This is a genomic window from Novosphingobium sp. BL-A-28-Hi1-0D (assembly GCF_055521755.1).
In genome coordinates, this window is sequence record NZ_CM145502.1 from 2591692 (window position 1) to 2609106 (window position 17415).

At 65.4% G+C, this 17415-nt stretch carries 10 protein-coding genes; 4 read left to right on the plus strand and 6 right to left on the minus strand.

The window, feature by feature from the left end; genetic code table 11:
* Positions 1-14 precede the first annotated feature (14 nt).
* The 3 genes from ACZ1JW_RS12775 to ACZ1JW_RS12785 form a co-directional block, all read right to left on the minus strand.
* Complete coding sequence (locus ACZ1JW_RS12775) at positions 15-1898, minus strand: AMP-binding protein (RefSeq protein ID WP_465140800.1); 1884 nt, start codon at positions 1896-1898, stop codon at positions 15-17.
* Positions 1899-1967: 69 nt separating this feature from the next.
* The gene (locus ACZ1JW_RS12780; protein ID WP_465140801.1) at positions 1968-3731 is read right to left on the minus strand and encodes an MFS transporter; all 1764 of its coding nucleotides are present in this window, start codon (positions 3729-3731) and stop codon (positions 1968-1970) included.
* A 28-nt stretch (positions 3732-3759) separates the two neighbouring features.
* A complete protein-coding gene (locus tag ACZ1JW_RS12785) occupies positions 3760-5187 on the minus strand; it encodes a DcaP family trimeric outer membrane transporter (RefSeq protein ID WP_465142775.1) in 1428 nt (475 codons plus the stop codon).
* A 241-nt stretch (positions 5188-5428) separates the two neighbouring features.
* Between ACZ1JW_RS12785 and ACZ1JW_RS12790 the strand changes: the two genes are divergently transcribed.
* Positions 5429-6052, plus strand: a complete 624-nt coding sequence (locus tag ACZ1JW_RS12790) for a response regulator transcription factor (RefSeq protein ID WP_465126309.1) — start codon at positions 5429-5431, stop codon at positions 6050-6052.
* Here ACZ1JW_RS12790 and ACZ1JW_RS12795 read toward each other — a convergent pair.
* Positions 6026-9379 carry a PAS-domain containing protein gene (locus ACZ1JW_RS12795; RefSeq protein ID WP_465140802.1) on the minus strand — a complete coding sequence of 1118 codons (3354 nt, stop codon included), beginning with the start codon at positions 9377-9379 and terminating at the stop codon, positions 6026-6028. The genes ACZ1JW_RS12790 and ACZ1JW_RS12795 overlap by 27 nt on opposite strands.
* Positions 9380-9478: 99 nt before the next feature.
* Complete coding sequence (locus ACZ1JW_RS12800) at positions 9479-10891, minus strand: sulfatase family protein (protein ID WP_465140803.1); 1413 nt, start codon at positions 10889-10891, stop codon at positions 9479-9481.
* 700 nt (positions 10892-11591) lie between these two features.
* Between ACZ1JW_RS12800 and ACZ1JW_RS12805 the strand changes: the two genes are divergently transcribed.
* From ACZ1JW_RS12805 to ACZ1JW_RS12815, 3 genes are read left to right on the plus strand one after another with little or no spacing between them, the layout of a single operon-like run.
* Positions 11592-14003 (plus strand): TonB-dependent receptor, encoded by a 2412-nt coding sequence (locus ACZ1JW_RS12805; protein WP_465140804.1) that lies wholly within the window; start codon positions 11592-11594, stop codon positions 14001-14003.
* A 10-nt stretch (positions 14004-14013) separates the two neighbouring features.
* Positions 14014-15360, plus strand: a complete 1347-nt coding sequence (locus ACZ1JW_RS12810) for an MFS transporter (RefSeq protein WP_465140805.1) — start codon at positions 14014-14016, stop codon at positions 15358-15360.
* Positions 15361-15396: 36 nt separating this feature from the next.
* A complete protein-coding gene (locus ACZ1JW_RS12815; protein ID WP_465140806.1) occupies positions 15397-16347 on the plus strand; it encodes a TauD/TfdA dioxygenase family protein in 951 nt (316 codons plus the stop codon).
* A 142-nt stretch (positions 16348-16489) separates the two neighbouring features.
* On the opposite strand, the gene ACZ1JW_RS12820 is transcribed toward ACZ1JW_RS12815, so the two are convergent.
* The gene (locus tag ACZ1JW_RS12820) at positions 16490-17380 is read right to left on the minus strand and encodes a PRC-barrel domain-containing protein (RefSeq protein ID WP_465140807.1); all 891 of its coding nucleotides are present in this window, start codon (positions 17378-17380) and stop codon (positions 16490-16492) included.
* Between the last annotated feature and the right edge of the window lie 35 nt (positions 17381-17415).

Here is a 17415-nt window from a genome sequence, read left to right on the forward strand (position 1 = left end):
TTACTTGTCATCCGTCAGGCGGGAATGTGCTGCCTGACAAGCTGCTGGATGGTATTGGGCACTTCGGGATCCTCGATCGTCGGAGGCAGGCTCCAGGTCTCGCCATTGACGATCTTGCGCAGGAGGTTGCGCAGGATCTTGCCCGAACGCGTCTTTGGCAGGCCCGGCGCAATGAAGGCGATCTTCAGCGCCGCCACGGCACCAAGTTCCGATCGCACTGCGGCAACGACCCGCTTTTCCAGCGTCGCATCCGTGTCGAAGCCCGCGCGCGGCACGACGAAGGCCATCGGAACCATGCCCTTAATCGCATCTTCGGCGCCGATGACCGCGCATTCGGCCACGCCATCAACCGCCGCGACGATCTGCTCCATCTGTCCGGTGGACAGGCGGTGCCCCGCAACGTTGATGATGTCGTCGGTGCGCCCCATGATGTGGACGAAGCCGTCCTCGTCGACGAAGCCTGCATCACCCGTTTCGTAGTAGCCATCGAAGGCGGCGAAGTTCTTCGCGTAACCGGCATGGTTGTTCCACAGCGTTCGGAACGCGCCGGGCGCGAGCGGGGCCTTGATGACCACGGCGCCGCTATGCCCCACCGGCACAGGGTGCCCGCCTTCGTCGAGGATCGCGAAGGCATAGCCGGGCACCGGAAAGCCCGCGCTGCCACGCTTACGGCGCAGGTCGCCCAGTGCAAAGCACGAGGCGATTGCCGGCCAGCCGAGTTCGGTCTGCCACCAGTGATCGATGACCGGCAGGCCGGACTTGTCCTCGAGCCAGCCGATGGTGTCGGGATCGGCGCGTTCGCCTGCGAGGAATATGGCCTCGCACTGGCCCGTGCCGATCTGCGCAAGGAACGTCGCGTCAGGGTCTTCCTTGCGGATCGCGCGGATGGCTGTGGGTGCGGTGAAGAAGGTCTTCACGCCGTGCCGCTCGATCACGCGCCAGAAGGTGCCGGGATCGGGCGTACCGACCGGTTTGCCTTCGAACAGCACGGTGGTCGCGCCGACGAGCAGCGGCGCATAGACGATATAACTGTGGCCCACGACCCAGCCGACGTCCGATGCGGCCCAGAAGGTATCGCCTTCGCCGATGCCGTAGATGTTCTGCATCGACCAGGCGAGGGCCACTGCATGCCCACCGTTCTCGCGCACCACGCCCTTGGGGGTGCCGGTCGTGCCCGAAGTGTAGAGAATATAGAGCGGATCGGAAGATGCCACCGGCACGGGCGCGGGAACCGGATCATCCGCAGTCGCCGCGCGCAGGGCCTGCCAATCGAGATCGCGCGGTCCGGACAGATCGCCGGGCAGCCGTTCGCGCTGGAACACGACGACGCGCTCCACCTGGTGATGCGCAAGCTTGAGCGCTTCGTCGACCATCGGCTTGTAGGCAATCGTGCGACTGCCCTCGATACCGCAGGAGGCGGTCAGAAGCACTTTGGGGCTGGCATCGTCGATGCGCTTGGCCAGTTCAAGCGGGGCAAAGCCACCGAACACGACGGAATGGATCGCGCCAAGCCGCGCGCAGGCGAGCATGGCGAAGACCGTCTCGGGGATCATCGGCATGTAGATGATGACCCGGTCACCCTTGCCCACCCCGAGCGAGGCCAGCATGGCGGTGACACGGCCGGTTTCGGCGAGAAGTTCGGAATAGCTGAAACGGCGGATCGTCGAGGTGACCGGGCTGTCATAGACCAGAGCGATGGCATCGCCGCGCCCTGCCGCAACGTGGCGGTCGAGGCAGTTGTGGGCGGTGTTGAGCGCGCCGCCCGGAAACCAGCCTTCGCCTTCGGCGAAAGTGGCGGATGGTGGCGTGACCCAGTCCAGCGCCTTGGCTGCTTCGCCCCAGAAGCCTTGCGGATCGTCGATGCTGGCCTGCCACGCCCGGTTGTATGCTTCGCTCATGTCCTCACCCGACTCTTGAAACGGTTGGAGCGGGTATCGGCGCAAACCGCTACCCGCTCCAGTAAGACCTTAGTCGTCAATGCTGCGCTTGTAGGTTTCCGGCAGGAACACCAGGCCGATCACGCAAGTGGCGGCGGCAACGATCACCGGATACCAGAAGCCGTGGTAGATATCCCCGTTGGCCGCCACCATGGCAAAGCCGATGGCGGGGAGCAGACCGCCGAGCCAGCCGTTGCCGATGTGGTAAGGCAGGCTCATCGAGGTGTAGCGGATGCGGCTGGGGAACAGCTCCACCAGCATCGCCGCGATCGGGCCATAGACCATGGTCACCAGCAGCACGAGGTAGAACAGGATCGCCACGACCAGCGGCTTGTTGATCTGGTCGGGGTTGGCCTTGGCCGGATAGCCGACCTTGGCAAGTTCACCCTCGACCGCAGGCTTGGCCTCGACCGCAGGCTTGTCCCCCTCGGCCGGCTTTGCCGCCAAGGCGGGAGCGCCGACGACCTTGGCGGTGAAGGCGGCAATGGCAGCCTTCTTCTCGTCGCCCGAGACCTTCGACGGATCGGGAGCGACGATGGTGGTGCCGCCGATCTGGATCGAGGCGATCGTGCCCGCCGGAGCAGCGACGTTCTCGTAGTTCACGGCCGCCTTGGCGAGCGCGTTCTTGACGATGTCGCAGCTGGTCGTGTCGAACTTGTTCGCGCCGACCGGATCGAACTGCGATGAGCACTCCGCTGGATTGGCCATGACCTTGACCGGCGCATTGGCCTGAGCATGGGCGAGGGCCGGGTTGGCGGCTTCGGTCAGTGCCTGGAAGGTCGGGAACATGGTCAGTGCGGCCAGCGCACAACCGCTGAGGATGATCTTCTTGCGGCCAATCTTGTCCGAGAGCCAGCCGAAGAACAGGAAGAACGGCGTGGCACAGGCAAGCGCGATGATGATCAGCATGTTGGCGGTCAGACCATCGACCTTGAGCATCTTTTCAAGGAAATACATCGCGTAGAGCTGGCCGGTGTACCAGACCACGGCCTGCCCGGCGATGGCGCCGAAGAACGCGATCAGCACGATCTTCAGGTTCTTCCATTCGCCAAAGGCTTCGCCCAGCGGTCGCTTGGAAGAGGTGCCTTCGTCCTTCATCTTCTGGAACACGGGCGATTCATGCAGCTTGAGGCGGAGCCACAGGCCAACGCACAGGAACAGGCCCGAGAGCAGGTATGGCACGCGCCAGCCCCAGTCCTTGAACGCCTCCTCGCCCACGCCGGTAACCGGCGAGCGCACGAGAATGACGATGAGCAGGGCCATCGCAAGACCTGCGGTAGCCGTGATCTGGATCCAGCTGGTGTAGAGCCCGCGTTTTCCTTCGGGGGCGTGCTCGGCAACGTACGTCGCCGCGCCGCCGTATTCGCCACCAAGGGCAAGACCCTGGAACATGCGCAGCACCACCAGCATGATCGGCGCGGCCACGCCGACGCTTTCATAAGTGGGCAGGCAGCCGACGAGGAAGGTCGAAAGGCCCATGACCAGCAGGGTCACGATGAAGGTATAGCGGCGGCCGACCATGTCGCCGATGCGCCCGAACACCAGCGCGCCGAACGGGCGGACGATGAAGCCTGCGGCAAAGACCAGCAGCGCCATGATGAACGATGTGGTCGGATTCAGGCCGGTCAGGAACTTGGCCGCGATGATCGCGGTGAGAAGTCCGTAGAGGTAGAAGTCATACCACTCGAACACCGTGCCGAGCGACGAGGCAGTAATGATCAGCTTCTCGCTGTGGGTGGCCTTGTGATGCTTCGGCAAGGCCGAAAGATCATCCGTAATCGGAACGTTGGACATATCCTCTCCCCCTTTTTCTGGTGGGCTCTCAGAAACCGTACTTGGCGGCGAATTCGATGCGATCGAGCGCGCCGCTCGCACCGTTGACGAGCTTGCGCTCACCGTGCCGGACCTCGATCCCGAGGTCGACATTCTTTATCGGCGACCAGAACAGGTTGCCGGCAAGGCTCCAGGCCTGCTTGTTGTAGGTGCCGACCATCGCGGCGGTCAGGGCATCGGCGTATGTCACGCGCTGCCAGCTGCCCATCAGGTTGGCGCGAAGGCCCGGTGCAATGCCGATGCGCGCGGCCAGCATCGCCGAAGCGACGGTGACGTTCTCGAGCTTCCCCGTGGCACCGACGAACACGGCGTCCGGAGCGAAGTTGACGCCGATGTAGCGCCCGGCTCCCTGTCCGTAAGTCGCCATGAAGCGCAAGTCGCTGACCTTGGCGTCATCGAGAAACAGCTTGCCCGCGGCACTCACGCCCCAGCCAAAGCGGCTGTCGGCAACGCCGTTGGTCTCGACACGCAGTTCGCGGGCAAGGGCTGCGAGCGAAAGTTCGCCCTTCTTGCCGCTCCACGCAAGGCGTGCGGCGAAATCGGGAATGCGGTCGTCACCGTTTTCGACGAGCGTTGCAGAGCCTGCTGTCGCGGTCGCGCTTTCCGGGTTTTCGGCAGAGACATGCAGGGTCAGCCCGTCGCCTACCTTGGTCGAATAGCGGATGACCGGCTGGCGCACGAAGACGGTGCCTTCGGTGGTACCGACGTAGTCGGTACTTTCCGGCAGCGCCCCGGTGTACTGGAAGGTCGACCAGTCCTGACCGAAGGTCCATTTGTCGAACTGCAGGTAGGCGCGGCGCAGGGCGAGGTTGTAGCCGTTGGTTGTGCGCTGCGTGCCTTGCGTGCCGGGCGAGGTCTCGAAGTCGGTCTCGACGTAACCCTTGAGGCTGTGGCCTGCGACGGTCGTATCGAGGTTCAGCCAGAAGCGCGACTGGCGCGCGCTGAAATCCTGTTCGCGTGCGGAGTGAGCACCGCCCACGGGAATCTGCTGCGGCAGCCAGAAATCCCGCCCGAACGCGTTGTTGGCGACTTCCCCATCGCTGAAGCGGCTGTTCGTGGCCACGAGCTTGATCCAGCCACCAAGCTTGACCGTGGTCGCGCCGACCCTGAAGCCTTCAGGCTGCGGCCTGGCTTCGAGCGCGGCGACCTTGGCGGTTGCGGCGTCTGCCTTTGCCGAAGCGGCCTCGGCGACTTCGACGGCCTGCCCTACCTGGACCACGCTCGCGGCGCTGGCTTGTTGCGCGCGCGCCTCCTGCAGATCCTTCTTCATCGCGGCCATCTCTGCCTCGAGCCTTTCGAGCCGGGCAACAAGCTCGGCTTCGCGCTGCGATGGTGCGGCGGCATGGGCCAGCGTCGGCAAGCTCAGGCTTGTAGCGGCAAGGAGCAAGGACAGATTCCTCGCGATCTTCACAGACATCATTCCCTCTCCAGGTGTGCGCACTTCGCACTTTCCGGATTGCAGCCTCGGCGCGAATGGCCGTTCCCGACAGAGCGCGATTGGTCGTAGCCATTCGACCAAAGTCGCGGGTCCCGGTGTCGGTCTGCCATGCGAAACAGCGGACTTGCCGATGTCGAGCCAGCAGATAAGCTGTGCCGGAACGGAGCGCGTTCGACCTTTGCCGCAGGGCGAGGGCAGATCGTCCTGGCGGGGGAGTGATGTGAGCGAGACAATTCTGGTTGCCGACGATCATCCGCTGTTCCGGCAGGCGTTGGCGCTTGCGGTCGCAAATGTTGCGCCGCGGGCACGTGTGGTGGAGGCCGGAACTCTCACCGCTGCTGCGCGCGCCGCCAGCGAAGCGCCGGACCTTGCGCTCATCACACTGGATCTCAAGATGCCCGGCGCAATCGGATATTCCGGCATTGCACTGCTTCACGCCGAACGGCCGGATGTCCCCATCCTTGTCGTTTCGAGTGCAGAAGGCGCCAAGGTTGCCGACGAGGCGCGAGCCTTTGGTGCGGTAGGCTTCCTGCGCAAGGATTCCGATCTTGCCCGGATCGAGGATGCGATCCGCAGCGCGCTGGGCGGGGCAGCGCCCGCGCAGGTGAGCGCCGAGCCGGTCGAGGAGGTCCGCCGCGAAGTTGCCAACCTGACGCCGACCCAGCTGAAGGTGCTTCTGGCCGTGCTGGACGGCAAGCTGAACAAGCAGATCGCCTATGATCTTGGCATGAGCGAATCCACGGTGAAGGCGCACATGACCGCGATCATGCGCAAGCTCGACGTCCAGAACCGCACGCAGGCCGCGCTGATCGCCCGTTCACTCGGGCTCGATCTGACCAGCTGAGGCACACTCGGCAAGGAACGCTTCCAGCGCGTGCGGAGACGCCGGCTTCACGAACAGGGGCACGCGCCGCATGCGCAGCCGATTGCGCAAGGCAGGACCGCTTTCCGCCGAGATCATCGCTACGGCGAGCGACGCATTGCGCGAGCGTGCCTGATCGAGAAGTCGCAGGCCGTCTTCACCGGCATCGAGGTGATAGTCGGCGAACAGGACGTCGACTTCCATCACCCGGGGGAGGGCGTCCTCCGCCTTGCGCAGGCCAATGGCGATATGGCCCAGCCCTTCGATCATGGCGACGGTTGCCTCGACAATGTCCGGATCGTTGTCGACGACCAGCACGCGAAGCTGGCGCTCCATGGCGCGGTTCGCAACCGACGGCGCGTCAGGACGCGGCGCATTGGCCCCGGCAATCGCGAAGGCGGGCATGAAGATGCTGAAGCGGCTGCCTTGACCCTCGGTCGATGCGACCTCGATCCTCGCACCGAGCAGGCGGACGATGCGATCGACAATGGCAAGGCCCAGCCCGAGACCTTCGGCTTCCACGGCGCCGATGCGGGTGAATTCGGCAAAGATCTCGCGCTGCCGGTCGGCCGGAATGCCGACGCCGCTGTCGATCACGTCGATCCGCAGATCGCTCCCCCTCCGGCGCACGCCCACCACCACGCCGCCATCTGTGGTGTAGCGTATCGCGTTGGTCACCAGATTCTGCATGACCGATCGCAGCAGACCCGGATCGGTCATCACTGATCCGGACATCGGCCCCAGGCGCAGGCCAAGCCCCTTCTCTTCGGCCAGTGGGCGCAGCGTTTCGACCACTTCGTCGAGCAACGGGGCGAGTTGGACAGGTTCCGGGCTCGGCTGCACCCCGCCTGCATCAAGCTTCGAGATGTCCAGCAGCGCGCGCAACAGGGCTTCTGCCGAAATGATCGAGCGGTCGACCTTGCGGGCGAGCAGTTGGCCGGGACCCTCGAGATTGCGCTCGAGAGCCGACACGAACAGCCGCGCGGCATGAAGGGGCTGGAGCAGGTCGTGGCTTGCCGCAGCAAGGAAGCGGGTCTTCTCCTGCGTGGCCGAAGCCAGCTGCCTGTTCACCTCGCTCAACTCGCGGGTCCGCTCATCCACCCGCCGTTCCAGTTGCTCGAGCGTACGGTTGAGTTCGCGGCGGACTTCGGCTTCGTCGGTGATATCGGTGAACGAGGTCAGGTAGCCCCCGCCGGGCATCGGCCCTCCCACCGACTTGATCACGCGACCGTCGCGGTGCACGCGCTCGGAAGCATAGGCCCGGCGAGCCCGCAGGTGGTGGATGCGCTTGTCCACTTCGACTTGCGTCGAGCCGGGAAAACTGCCGCGCAAGATATTGTACCGTATCAGTTCTGCAATCGGAACGCCGGCCCGGACCAGACCCGGCGGATAGTCGAAGAGTTCGACGTAGCGGGTATTCCACGCAACGAGGTTGAGGTCGGCATCGATGACGCTGACGCCCGATTGCAGGTTTTCGAACGTCGCAGCCAGCAACTGGCGCGAGAAGCTCAGCGATTGGCCTCCCTCGTCAAGCAGCCGCGTGACGTCCTCGACGCTCATCCGCGCTCCGGCCAGCGCCGAGGCGACAAGGGTGCGTGCAGAGGAATTGCCGATCACCCCCGAAATCATGTCCTGCGCAAGGCGTGCCGAGTAGCGATCGACCGGTTGTCCGTGACGGTCGGTGGGAAAGGCTGCAGCAGCGCGCTCCTCGCCGACGAAGCGCGCGATCAGCGATGCCAGATCGCCGATGTTGGCGATTTGCCGATTGCCGGAGAACAGCTTTGGCAGCCGTGGCGCACGCCCTTTGCGCGCCCGTGCCAGCGCAAGGACCACGAGATTGGCACTCAGGCTCCAGGCAACGCCATGGACCAGCGGGCTCGCATTCCCGATACCCAGCAGGCGGACTGGATCGAACAGGGTTCCTTCCAGCGCGGCCAGCCATTGTGCGGGCATGACGGGCGGAAGCGCCAGAGTGTAGAGCCACAACACGAGGCCCGTCAGCAGGCTTGCCCGTGCCGCCACGGGGTCGTGGCCGGGCGATGATACCGCCATCAGGAGATGCGGCACGAACTGGACCATTGCGGCAAAGGCGACGAGACCGATCGAGGCCAGTGAACGTGCCGGATCGACAAGCAGCGCCCACAACAGGGCGAGCACGACGATGCCGACGATCGCTCCGCGCCGGACCGTGAGCATCCGGCGGCCCAGATCGCCCGCCTCGGCCTGTCCTTCGCTGCGCAGGAGAGCCGGAAAGATCAGGTCGTTGGAAACCATGATCGCAAGCGCAGTGGCATCGACGATCACCATGGCCGAGCCGGCGCTGAGGCCTCCGAGGAGTGCTGCAACCGCCACCGGGCCGTAGTCGCCGCTTGCAGGCAACAGCAGCACGTAGCGATCAGGCGATGTGCCTGACGGGAGCGCGACGAGTCCGGCAAGCGCAATCGGAACGACCAGCGCCGCCATCGCCAGAATGTAGAGCGCAAGGCCCACACGCGCTCTTGGCAGGTCGCGTGCCGAGTGCGCTTCGGCGAGCCCCATGTAGAACTGCCGCGGCAGGACGATGATCGCGAAGGCCGAGACCAGCGCGATCACCACGGTCTCGGTCGTCACGTGATCGGGGGCGAACTCGCGGCCCATCTCCTGCAGGCCCCGGGCAAGGGCCGGACCGTCTGCATCGAGCAGAACCAGGACCGAGACGACGCCGACCATGGCCAGCGCAACGAACTTGATCAGGGACTCGAGCGCGATCGAGAAGACAAGCCCTTCGCTGCGGCCCGCGATTTCGTAGCGCCGGGCACCGAACAGAATTGCGAAAGCCGTCAGTACCACGGCGCTGGCAACCATGACCGGCACTGCTACATCTTGCCCGGAGGTCGCTGCAAATGCCGTTCCGATGGAGCGGAGTTGCAACGCGACATAGGGGATCGTGCCACAAAGCGCGATCACCGTGATCAGGCGGGCAACGCCCGAGTCATGGCCGAAGCGCGCGGCGATGAAGTCGGAAATGGTCGATGTGCGTTCGCGCTGAACTTCCTCTGCCAGCCGGGCAAGGAAGCGCGGAGCGAGCAGAAGCAGCAGCGCAGGCGCAGCATATATCGGCAGGTAGTTCCAGCCCTGGCTCACCGCCGTGCCGACCGAGCCGTAGAACGTCCAGCTGGAGCAATAGACGCCAAGCGCAAGAGTATAGGCGCCATGTCGCAGCCGCGCCTGATATCGCCAGCGCACGCGTCCGCGCTCGGTCATTGCGGCAACGCCGAACATCAGCGCGAACAGCGCCACGGTCATCACTGCTGCAATCTGCGCGCTCATTCCGCCGTCAACGTCCCCCGTGGGATTGACGCTAGGCCCGCAAAGGCAGGAACGGCAAGGGCAAAACCTTCGCCGCGCCGGCCGCCACCGGAATCGGGATCAGTGCTCCGGATTGAAGTGATCGGCCAGTTCTCCGGGGCCGAACCCATGGGTGTAGGACTGCGGGTCGAGAGGCAGCATGGTGGCATTCCATCGCTCCCACCCCGCCTTGAGGTCGGCAAACGCGTCAGGCTCACGATCCTTGAGATTGGCGCGCTCCAGCGGATCGGCGGCCACGTCGAACAGGAATTCGTTCTCGCCGATCTTGAGGTACTTGCGATTCCCGCGCCGCGCAGCGCGTTGGGCATGGTTCTTGTAGCGCCAGAACAGCGTCCGCTGCGGCAAGGCCTGACCGGTCAGGGCGGGACGAATATCGATACCGTCGCTGGGATAGGCCGGGTCAGGCGCTGCCCCTGCTGCCCCGAGGAACGTGGGCAGCCAGTCCATCGAGATGATCTGTGCATCGCTCGCGGAGCCAGCCTTCGTGACGCCGGGCCAGCGCACGATGGCGGGGATGCGCAGGCCGCCTTCGAGCAGCTCGGTCTTGCGGCCGCTGAACGGCCAGGTGTCGGAGAAGCGTTCGCCGCCATTGTCGCTGGTGAACACCACGATGGTATCCTCCTCGGCTCCGCTTGTCTTGAGCGCGGCGAGCACGCGTCCGATCTGGTAATCGAGGCGGCGGACCATGGCGGCATAGATCGCCGCGCTGCCACCGTCGAAGTGGAACAGGGCCCTAGGGTCCTTGATCTTGGCGATGCGCGCGGATTCGCTGGCGTCGTCGGGCCCTTCCCAGGGCCAGTGCGGCGCGGTGAAGTGGAGCGACATGAACCATGGCGCTTTCCCTGCAGAGGCCTCGCGAATCTCGGCAATCGCGCGGTCGGCGAGCAGGTCGGTCAGGTAGCCTGCCTGCTCGACCGGCGTCGGTCCGTCCCACAGGTCGAGCTGGCCGTTGCTCGTTGCGTGAGTGTAGTAGTCCACCCCGCCGCTGCGGATGCCCCAGAAGGTGTTGTAGCCGCTCTTGAGCGGGTCGAAATCGGGCAGGCTGCCAAGGTGCCACTTGCCGATCAGCGAGGTGCGATAGCCCGCCTTGGCGAGCAGCGATGGCAGGGTCGGGTGCGATGGCGGCAGGCCGATATTCGGGCGGAAGGCGAGGGGCTCTTCAAGGCCCACGGGCAAGCGGTACTGATAGCGCCCGGTGATCAGCCCGACCCGCGTTGCCGTGCAGACGGCACTGTTGGCATAGGCACTGGTGAAACGCAGGCCTTGCGCCGCCAGCTTGTCGAGCACCGGCGTCTCGAAATCGCGGCGGCCGTAGCAGGAGAGGTCGGCAAAGCCGAGGTCGTCGGCCATGATGTAGAGGATGTTGGGCTGGCGTGCGCGCTTGCGGGCAATCGCGGGCGCAGCACTTAGGGCCAGAGTAGCGGCGGCACCCCCGATGGTAGCGCGGCGGGTGAGATTGAAGGTCGAAGTCATGGTGCGGTCCGTGGTTGCTGCTGGCAGGTGGACCTGCGCGTGGTCGCGTAAGGCAGAATGAGCCTAACGCCGCGCAGATCAATGTCTATTAGATCGATAGACAATTGATCTTGTCTGTCGGGTAGTTTTCCTTTTGCGTTGAAATGGCTCGCACCCGGTTGACCGGAAAGACTCAACTAGATAGGTAGAGATTAACCCGCATGGCTCCCAGTGATCAGGCCGGCATGCAGTTCGAGGGTCCTGATCCGCGGCATTTGATCGGGAAGCAGCTTGCTCCGCGTTACCAACCGCTAAAGCGCGCGATGCTGGGGCGACAGCGCCAGGCATCGTGTTCCCCTCAACCAGAGGTGATACGATGCAGACTATCATGACCATCCGCGCCTGACGCGTACCTGACAGCCGACAGCACGATCCGCGCAACCCACGAGGGGCGCGGCCCGCGTCCTGCGGCCTTCCATTCATAACGCCAGCTCGGCGCCGATCCGCACGGGTCGCCGCCCGGAGGAGTGCGTCATGCGACCGCTTACCAGTTCCGATCTCGCGGAACTGGCCCGGTATCCCGCGTCCCTGCAGCAGACGATTGTTGCCCTTTGCGGCGTCGCCCCCGGCGACACGCAGCGCGAAACCGTGCCCGTTCCATCCACTTTCAACCGCCGCAACAGCAGCGCGGCAGCATACTTGGGTTCAGGGAAGTAACAGAATGAAAACGATTTTTCTCAAGGCACAGCGTCCGCTCATCCTCTCGGGCGTGGCCATTGCAGCGCTTCTGAGCGCAGGTCCCGGCTTTGCGGCCGAGACCGACGGCGCGGCGGAGGCAGCGGTCCCGGCCGCTGCCGCCGATGCCGCAGACGGCGGCGAGGCCATCGTCGTCACCGCCTCGCGCCGCCGTGACGAAAACGTCCAGGACGTTCCCGTCGCGATCAGCGTGATCAGTGCCGATGCGCTTGAAAAGCGGGGTGATTTCACGCTCGGCCAGATCCAGCAGCAGGTGCCAAGCCTGCAGGTGTTCAGCTTCAACCCGCGCAACACCAACATCAACATTCGCGGCCTCGGCTCCAACGTCGCGCTGACCAACGACGGGCTGGAGAACGGCGTCGGCTTCTACATCGACAACGTCTATTACGGGCGCGTCGGCCTTTCGCAGTTCGATCTGGTCGACCTGCAGGGCATCGAAGTGCTGCGCGGGCCCCAGGGCACGCTGTTCGGCAAGAACACCACCTCGGGCGTCATCAACATCACCTCGCGCAAGCCGAGCTTCGATCCGGAATTCTCGGGCGAGGCGAGCATCGGCAACTACGGCTTCCGCCAGATCCGCGCCTCGGCCTCGGCCGGTATCGTGCCCGATCTGCTGGCCGTGCGCCTTTCCGGTGCGATCAGCGGCAACGACGGCTTCCTGTTCAACAAGACCACCAAGACCCGCGCCCAGAACTACCGCAACGAAAGCATTCGCGGGCAGCTGCTGTTCACGCCCGATCCCGACTTCGAGGTGCGCATCATCGGGGATTACGCCAAACAGGAGCAGGATCACGTGCTTTCGGTCTTTGCAGACCTGCACACGACTTATGCCAATGGCGCGACCATCCCCAACAACTTCGCCCTGCGCGCCGCCCGCTTCCCCGGCTACACGCTGCCCGCTTTCAAGCCGTTCGACCGCATCGGCGAGGCTGACAGCCACTACCAGTCGAACATGGAAGGCTATGGCGTTTCGGGCGAGGTCAATTGGGACTTCGGCGCCGCCGCGCTGACCTCGATCACCGCCTATCGCTGGTGGGACTGGAACCCGGCCAACGACGGCGACAGCACCTCCTTGCCGATCACCACCAAGGCGCAGCAGGCCAACCGCCAGCGCCAGTTCAGCCAGGAACTGCGGCTCGCCTCCAAGGGCAACCGCACGGTCGATTACGTCATCGGCGCCTACTACTTCTGGCAGATCGTCAAAGGCTATGGCGCGACCCGCTATGGGCCGGCCGCGGCGCTGTGGAACCTGCCCGCCGCCAACCAGACGATCGCCAATGCCGCGTTGAACGGTTTCGAGGCCAATTCCACCTCGACGCCCGAAACGCGCACCTTTGCGCTGTTCGGCCAGACCGACTGGCACTTGTCCGATGCGCTGACGCTGACCACGGGCCTGCGCTGGACGCATGAGAAGAAGTCGGGCGCGTTCAGCCAGTTCTGGGTGGATGGTGCAGACCTCTCCAGCTTTACCCCGGCGCAGATCACCGCGATCAACGCCATCCGGACGCAGTTCAACCCGGTCACGAGCTTTTCGACAAAGTTCAGCGAGAACAACCTCTCGGGGCTGGTGACGCTGAGCTGGAAGGTCTCGCCCGATGCCAACATCTACGCGACGTACTCGCGCGGCAACAAGTCGGGCGGGCTCAACCTGACGGCACTGCCCGCAGGCATCCAGCCCGAAGTCGCGCCCGAGAAGGTCGATGCCTTCGAACTGGGCTTCAAGTCGCAGTTCCTCGATCGGCGCGCCACGCTCAATGCCGCCGCGTTCTGGACCGAGATCCGCGATTACCAGACCGCGATCACCGAGCAGGTGGCCAACACCGTGACCTTCCGGCAGTACATCGCCAACATCCCCAAGGTCCGCTCGCGCGGCATCGAGGGCGACTTCGCCTTCCGCGCCAGCGACGCGCTTTCGTTCACCGCTTCGGCAAGCTACACCGACGCGAAGTACGTCGAATATGCCAATGCTCCGCAGGCAGTCGAGAACCTCAACCTTGGCGGCATTCAGGACCTTTCGGGCAAGCCGCTCTCGGGCGTGCCGAAGTTCGCCTGGTCGGTGGGAGCAGATGCCGCCGCACCGCTAGGCAGCCTCGGCGGGCGGGAAATCAGCCTCTACGGCCATGCCGATTACGCCCACCGGTCGAGCTTCAACACTTCGGCCACCAACTCAGCCTGGGCGCAAGTGCCCGGCTTCGGCATCGCCAATGCGCGCATCGGCCTGAAGACCGATGACGGTCTGTGGGACCTGTCGATCTGGGCCCGCAACCTGCTCGACAAGGACTACTTCCTCAACCTCTCCGCTGCGAACACCGGCGTGGTCACCGCCCAGGCGGGCGAGCCGCGCACTTACGGCGTCACGCTGCGGACGCGCCTGTGAGGACCCGCGCATGACCCGGCACTCCACCGCCCGCTTCCACCGCCTCGCTGCGATCTACGTGCCCGTAACAGCGGCAGCACAGCCCGTCGCAGCCTGGCTCCCCGCCATCCTCGCGCGTGATTACGGCGTGCCACTGACGCTGGTCGGCACGCTCTACCTTGCCGGGCAGTTGCTCAACTGCCTGCTCGATCCGGTGGTCGGCGCGCTGAGCGACCGGACGCAGAGCCGGTTCGGCAGGCGGCGTCCCTGGATCGCGGGCGGCGGGGTGCTCTTTGCGGGAGGGGCAGCGCTGCTGTTCTTCCCGCCCGCAAGCCCCGGCGTCGGATGGCTGACCGTTGCGCTCGCAGCCTACTACGCAGGGCTTGCCCTGCTCTCCACACCGCTGCTGGCGTGGAGCGGCGAGATCGCGCCCGACTACAACGACCGCACCCGTGCCGCCTCGATCTTCACCCTGTGGCAATCGGTCGCGCTGGTCGGCGCGCTCGGCCTTGCTGCGCTGGCGCAGCACTTGCGCCCCGGCGACGGCAAGCTTCAACTCACGCTGTTCGGCCTGCTGGTGCTGGCAACCGCCCTTCCGGCGCTGTGGCTCACCCTGTCCAATCGCGACGAGAGCCAGCCTGTGCTCCTTTCCGCCCCGCTCTCCCCCGCGGCTGCCCTGCGCGCCGTATTCGGCAATCCGCTGCTGCTGCGGGTGCTCGCGTCCGACGCTGCTGTGCGCGCCGGGCAGGGCATCCGCACCACGCTGCTGCTGTTCTACGTCACCTTCTATCTTGGGCGGCCCGAGTGGGGCGCCGGGCTGTTCCTGTTCCAGTATGCGTTCGGGATGCTTTCGGCGCCGATCTGGCAGCGCATCGGCGTCCGGCTCGGCAAGCGTGACGCCGCGATCCTTGCCGAAGTGCTGCAGGCCCTGATCAACCTCGGCCTGGTCCTGACCACGCCTGACCGCTTCTGGCTGGTCCTCGCGCTCGCCTTCGCCCAAGGTCTTACCCAAGGTTCGGGCAACATCATGCTGCGCTCGATGGTCGCCGATGTGGCCGACAAGCACCGTGCCGATAGCGGCGAGGAACGGGCAGGGCTGTACTATTCGGTCTTCGGGCTGGCCGACAAGATCGGCGGCGCGCTCGCCGCCGGGATCGCCCTGCCACTCGTCGCCTGGTTCGGCTTCGACCCGAAGCTTGCGACCAACAGCCCCGCTGCGCTGCAGGGCGTGCTGCTGGTCTTCGCGCTCGGCCCTGCGCTGGCCCATGCCCTTTCCGCCGCTCTCGTCTCGGGCTTCTCGCTCGATGCGCAGCAGCACCAAGCCATTCGCCGCCGCCTGGACTCCGCTGCCGACCCCGCGCTCCAGCCTGCCGAATAATCCCCCCGATCTCCAATCCCTCAAGGAGTACCTGCCATGAATGCCATCACCACCTACGCCAATGCCAAGGACCCCAAGTCCCCGCTCGAGATCGTGCCGATCACCGGGACGATCGGCGCGGAAATCCGGGGCGTGACGCTCTCGGGCGATCTCGATGCGACGACCGTGCAGGCGATCAAGGACGCGGTCGTCCGTCACAAGGTCGTGTTCTTCCGGGGCCAGAAGGAGCTGGACGATGCCCGCCACGAAGGCTTTGCCTCGCTGTTCGGCGATCCGGTGGCACACCCGACTGTTCCGGTGGCCGAAGGCTCGCGCTACCTGCTCGAACTCGACAGCAAGGAAGGCTATGCCGCATCGAGCTGGCACACCGACGTGACCTTCGTCGATGCCTATCCCAAGGGCTCGATCCTGCGGGCGATCACCATTCCCGAGGCTGGTGGCGATACCGTCTGGGCGAATGGTGAGACAGCATACGAGAGCCTGCCGGAACCCCTGCGCCAGCTGGTGAACAACCTCTGGGCGGTGCACACCAACCTCTATGACTATGCCGCCGTGCTCAATGCTCCCAAGGGAGACGACAGCGAGCGCGAGCGCACCAACTTCCACAAGAGCGTGTTCGCCTCGACCGTTTACGAGACCGAACACCCGGTCGTCCGCGTCCACCCCGTATCGGGCCAGCGCAGCCTGCTGCTCGGCCATTTCGTCAAGCAGTTCGTCGGGCTGAACCAGGCGGATTCGCAGCGCCTGTTCCAGATCCTGCAGGATCACATCACCCGGCCTGAAAACGTTGTGCGCTGGCGCTGGCAGCCGGGGGACGTGGCGTTCTGGGACAACCAGTCGACCCAGCACCGCGCCGTCGCCGACTTCGGCCTGCAGCGCCGCACCCTGCGTCGTGCCACTATCGCGGGCGAAGTGCCGGTCGGCATCGACGGCCGCCACAGCCGCACCGTGCGCAAGGAGAAGGCCACCGAATACCAGCCTGCGTGAGCGCAGGTAAGCGGGGTGGCGGCCCTCACCGCCGCCCCGCACCCATTGAGCGCATCTTCGCTCTTCGCCGTGAAGCGTGCGCACGAACAGAGTGGCACGGCGCCCTTTTCGGAACCGTGCCACTCCATCGCGACGAACTCGCTCAGTTCTTGCGCGGTTCGGCCTTGCCCTGCTGCTGCTGCGCAACCTGCTTGATCTGGCCTTCGCCCATTGCCGAGACGACCGCGTTGCCGCTGCCGCTGAAGTTGGCGGCGGGCAGCAGCGCCTTCTCGCCATCGACCTTGACCAGCAGCGAGCGCACCTGCCCGCGACCGTCGGCGATGACTTCGCGCACCTTGCCGATCTTTTCGCCATCGGGGCCAAGCACGGTCATGCCCTTGCTCAACGAGAATGCACCATTGGCCGAAGACGCAAGGCTTCCTGCCAGTGCAAGCGAGCCGGAGCCATAGGAAGTCGCCGCGCTGCCGGCGCCACTTGCGGCTCCGCTGGCCGACCCTGCAGCGTTACCGGCCATCGCATGGCCGCTCGAAGCCAGCGATCCTGCCGTCTCGGCTCCGCCACGCACGGTGCCCCGCGCAGTCCTGCCCACCTGTCCGGCGGCCGAACGCACTGCATCGGTGCCGATCAACTGCGCATCGGCGCTGCCGGCAGCCGAGCCTGAGCCACTGGCCGAACCGCTGGTGCCGACCATCCGGCTGGGCGTGGAAAGCGCCTGACCGACGCCGCCGGTCAGCGAACCATCGGCATTGCCATCGGCGTGGACCTTGCCACTCTTGCGGTCGACCGACTTGTTGGCCGATGCGCGGCCCTTGCCATTGACCGTTCCGCGCGTGGTGTTCTCGATGCTGCCCATCGGATCGCCAATGGTGCCGCCCCCGATCGTGCCACCGTTCAGGGTGCCGCCAAGCGTCCCGCCGATTCCGCCGCCAAGCGCGCCGCCCAGGCCGCCGCCAGCGCCGCCAAGGATCTGGGCCTGTGCGGCAGGGGCGGCCAGCAGCAGGAGTGCGGTCGAAGTTGCCAGAAATGCACGCATCTCGATTTTCCTTTCCTCGAACTGTCCGAGGCGTC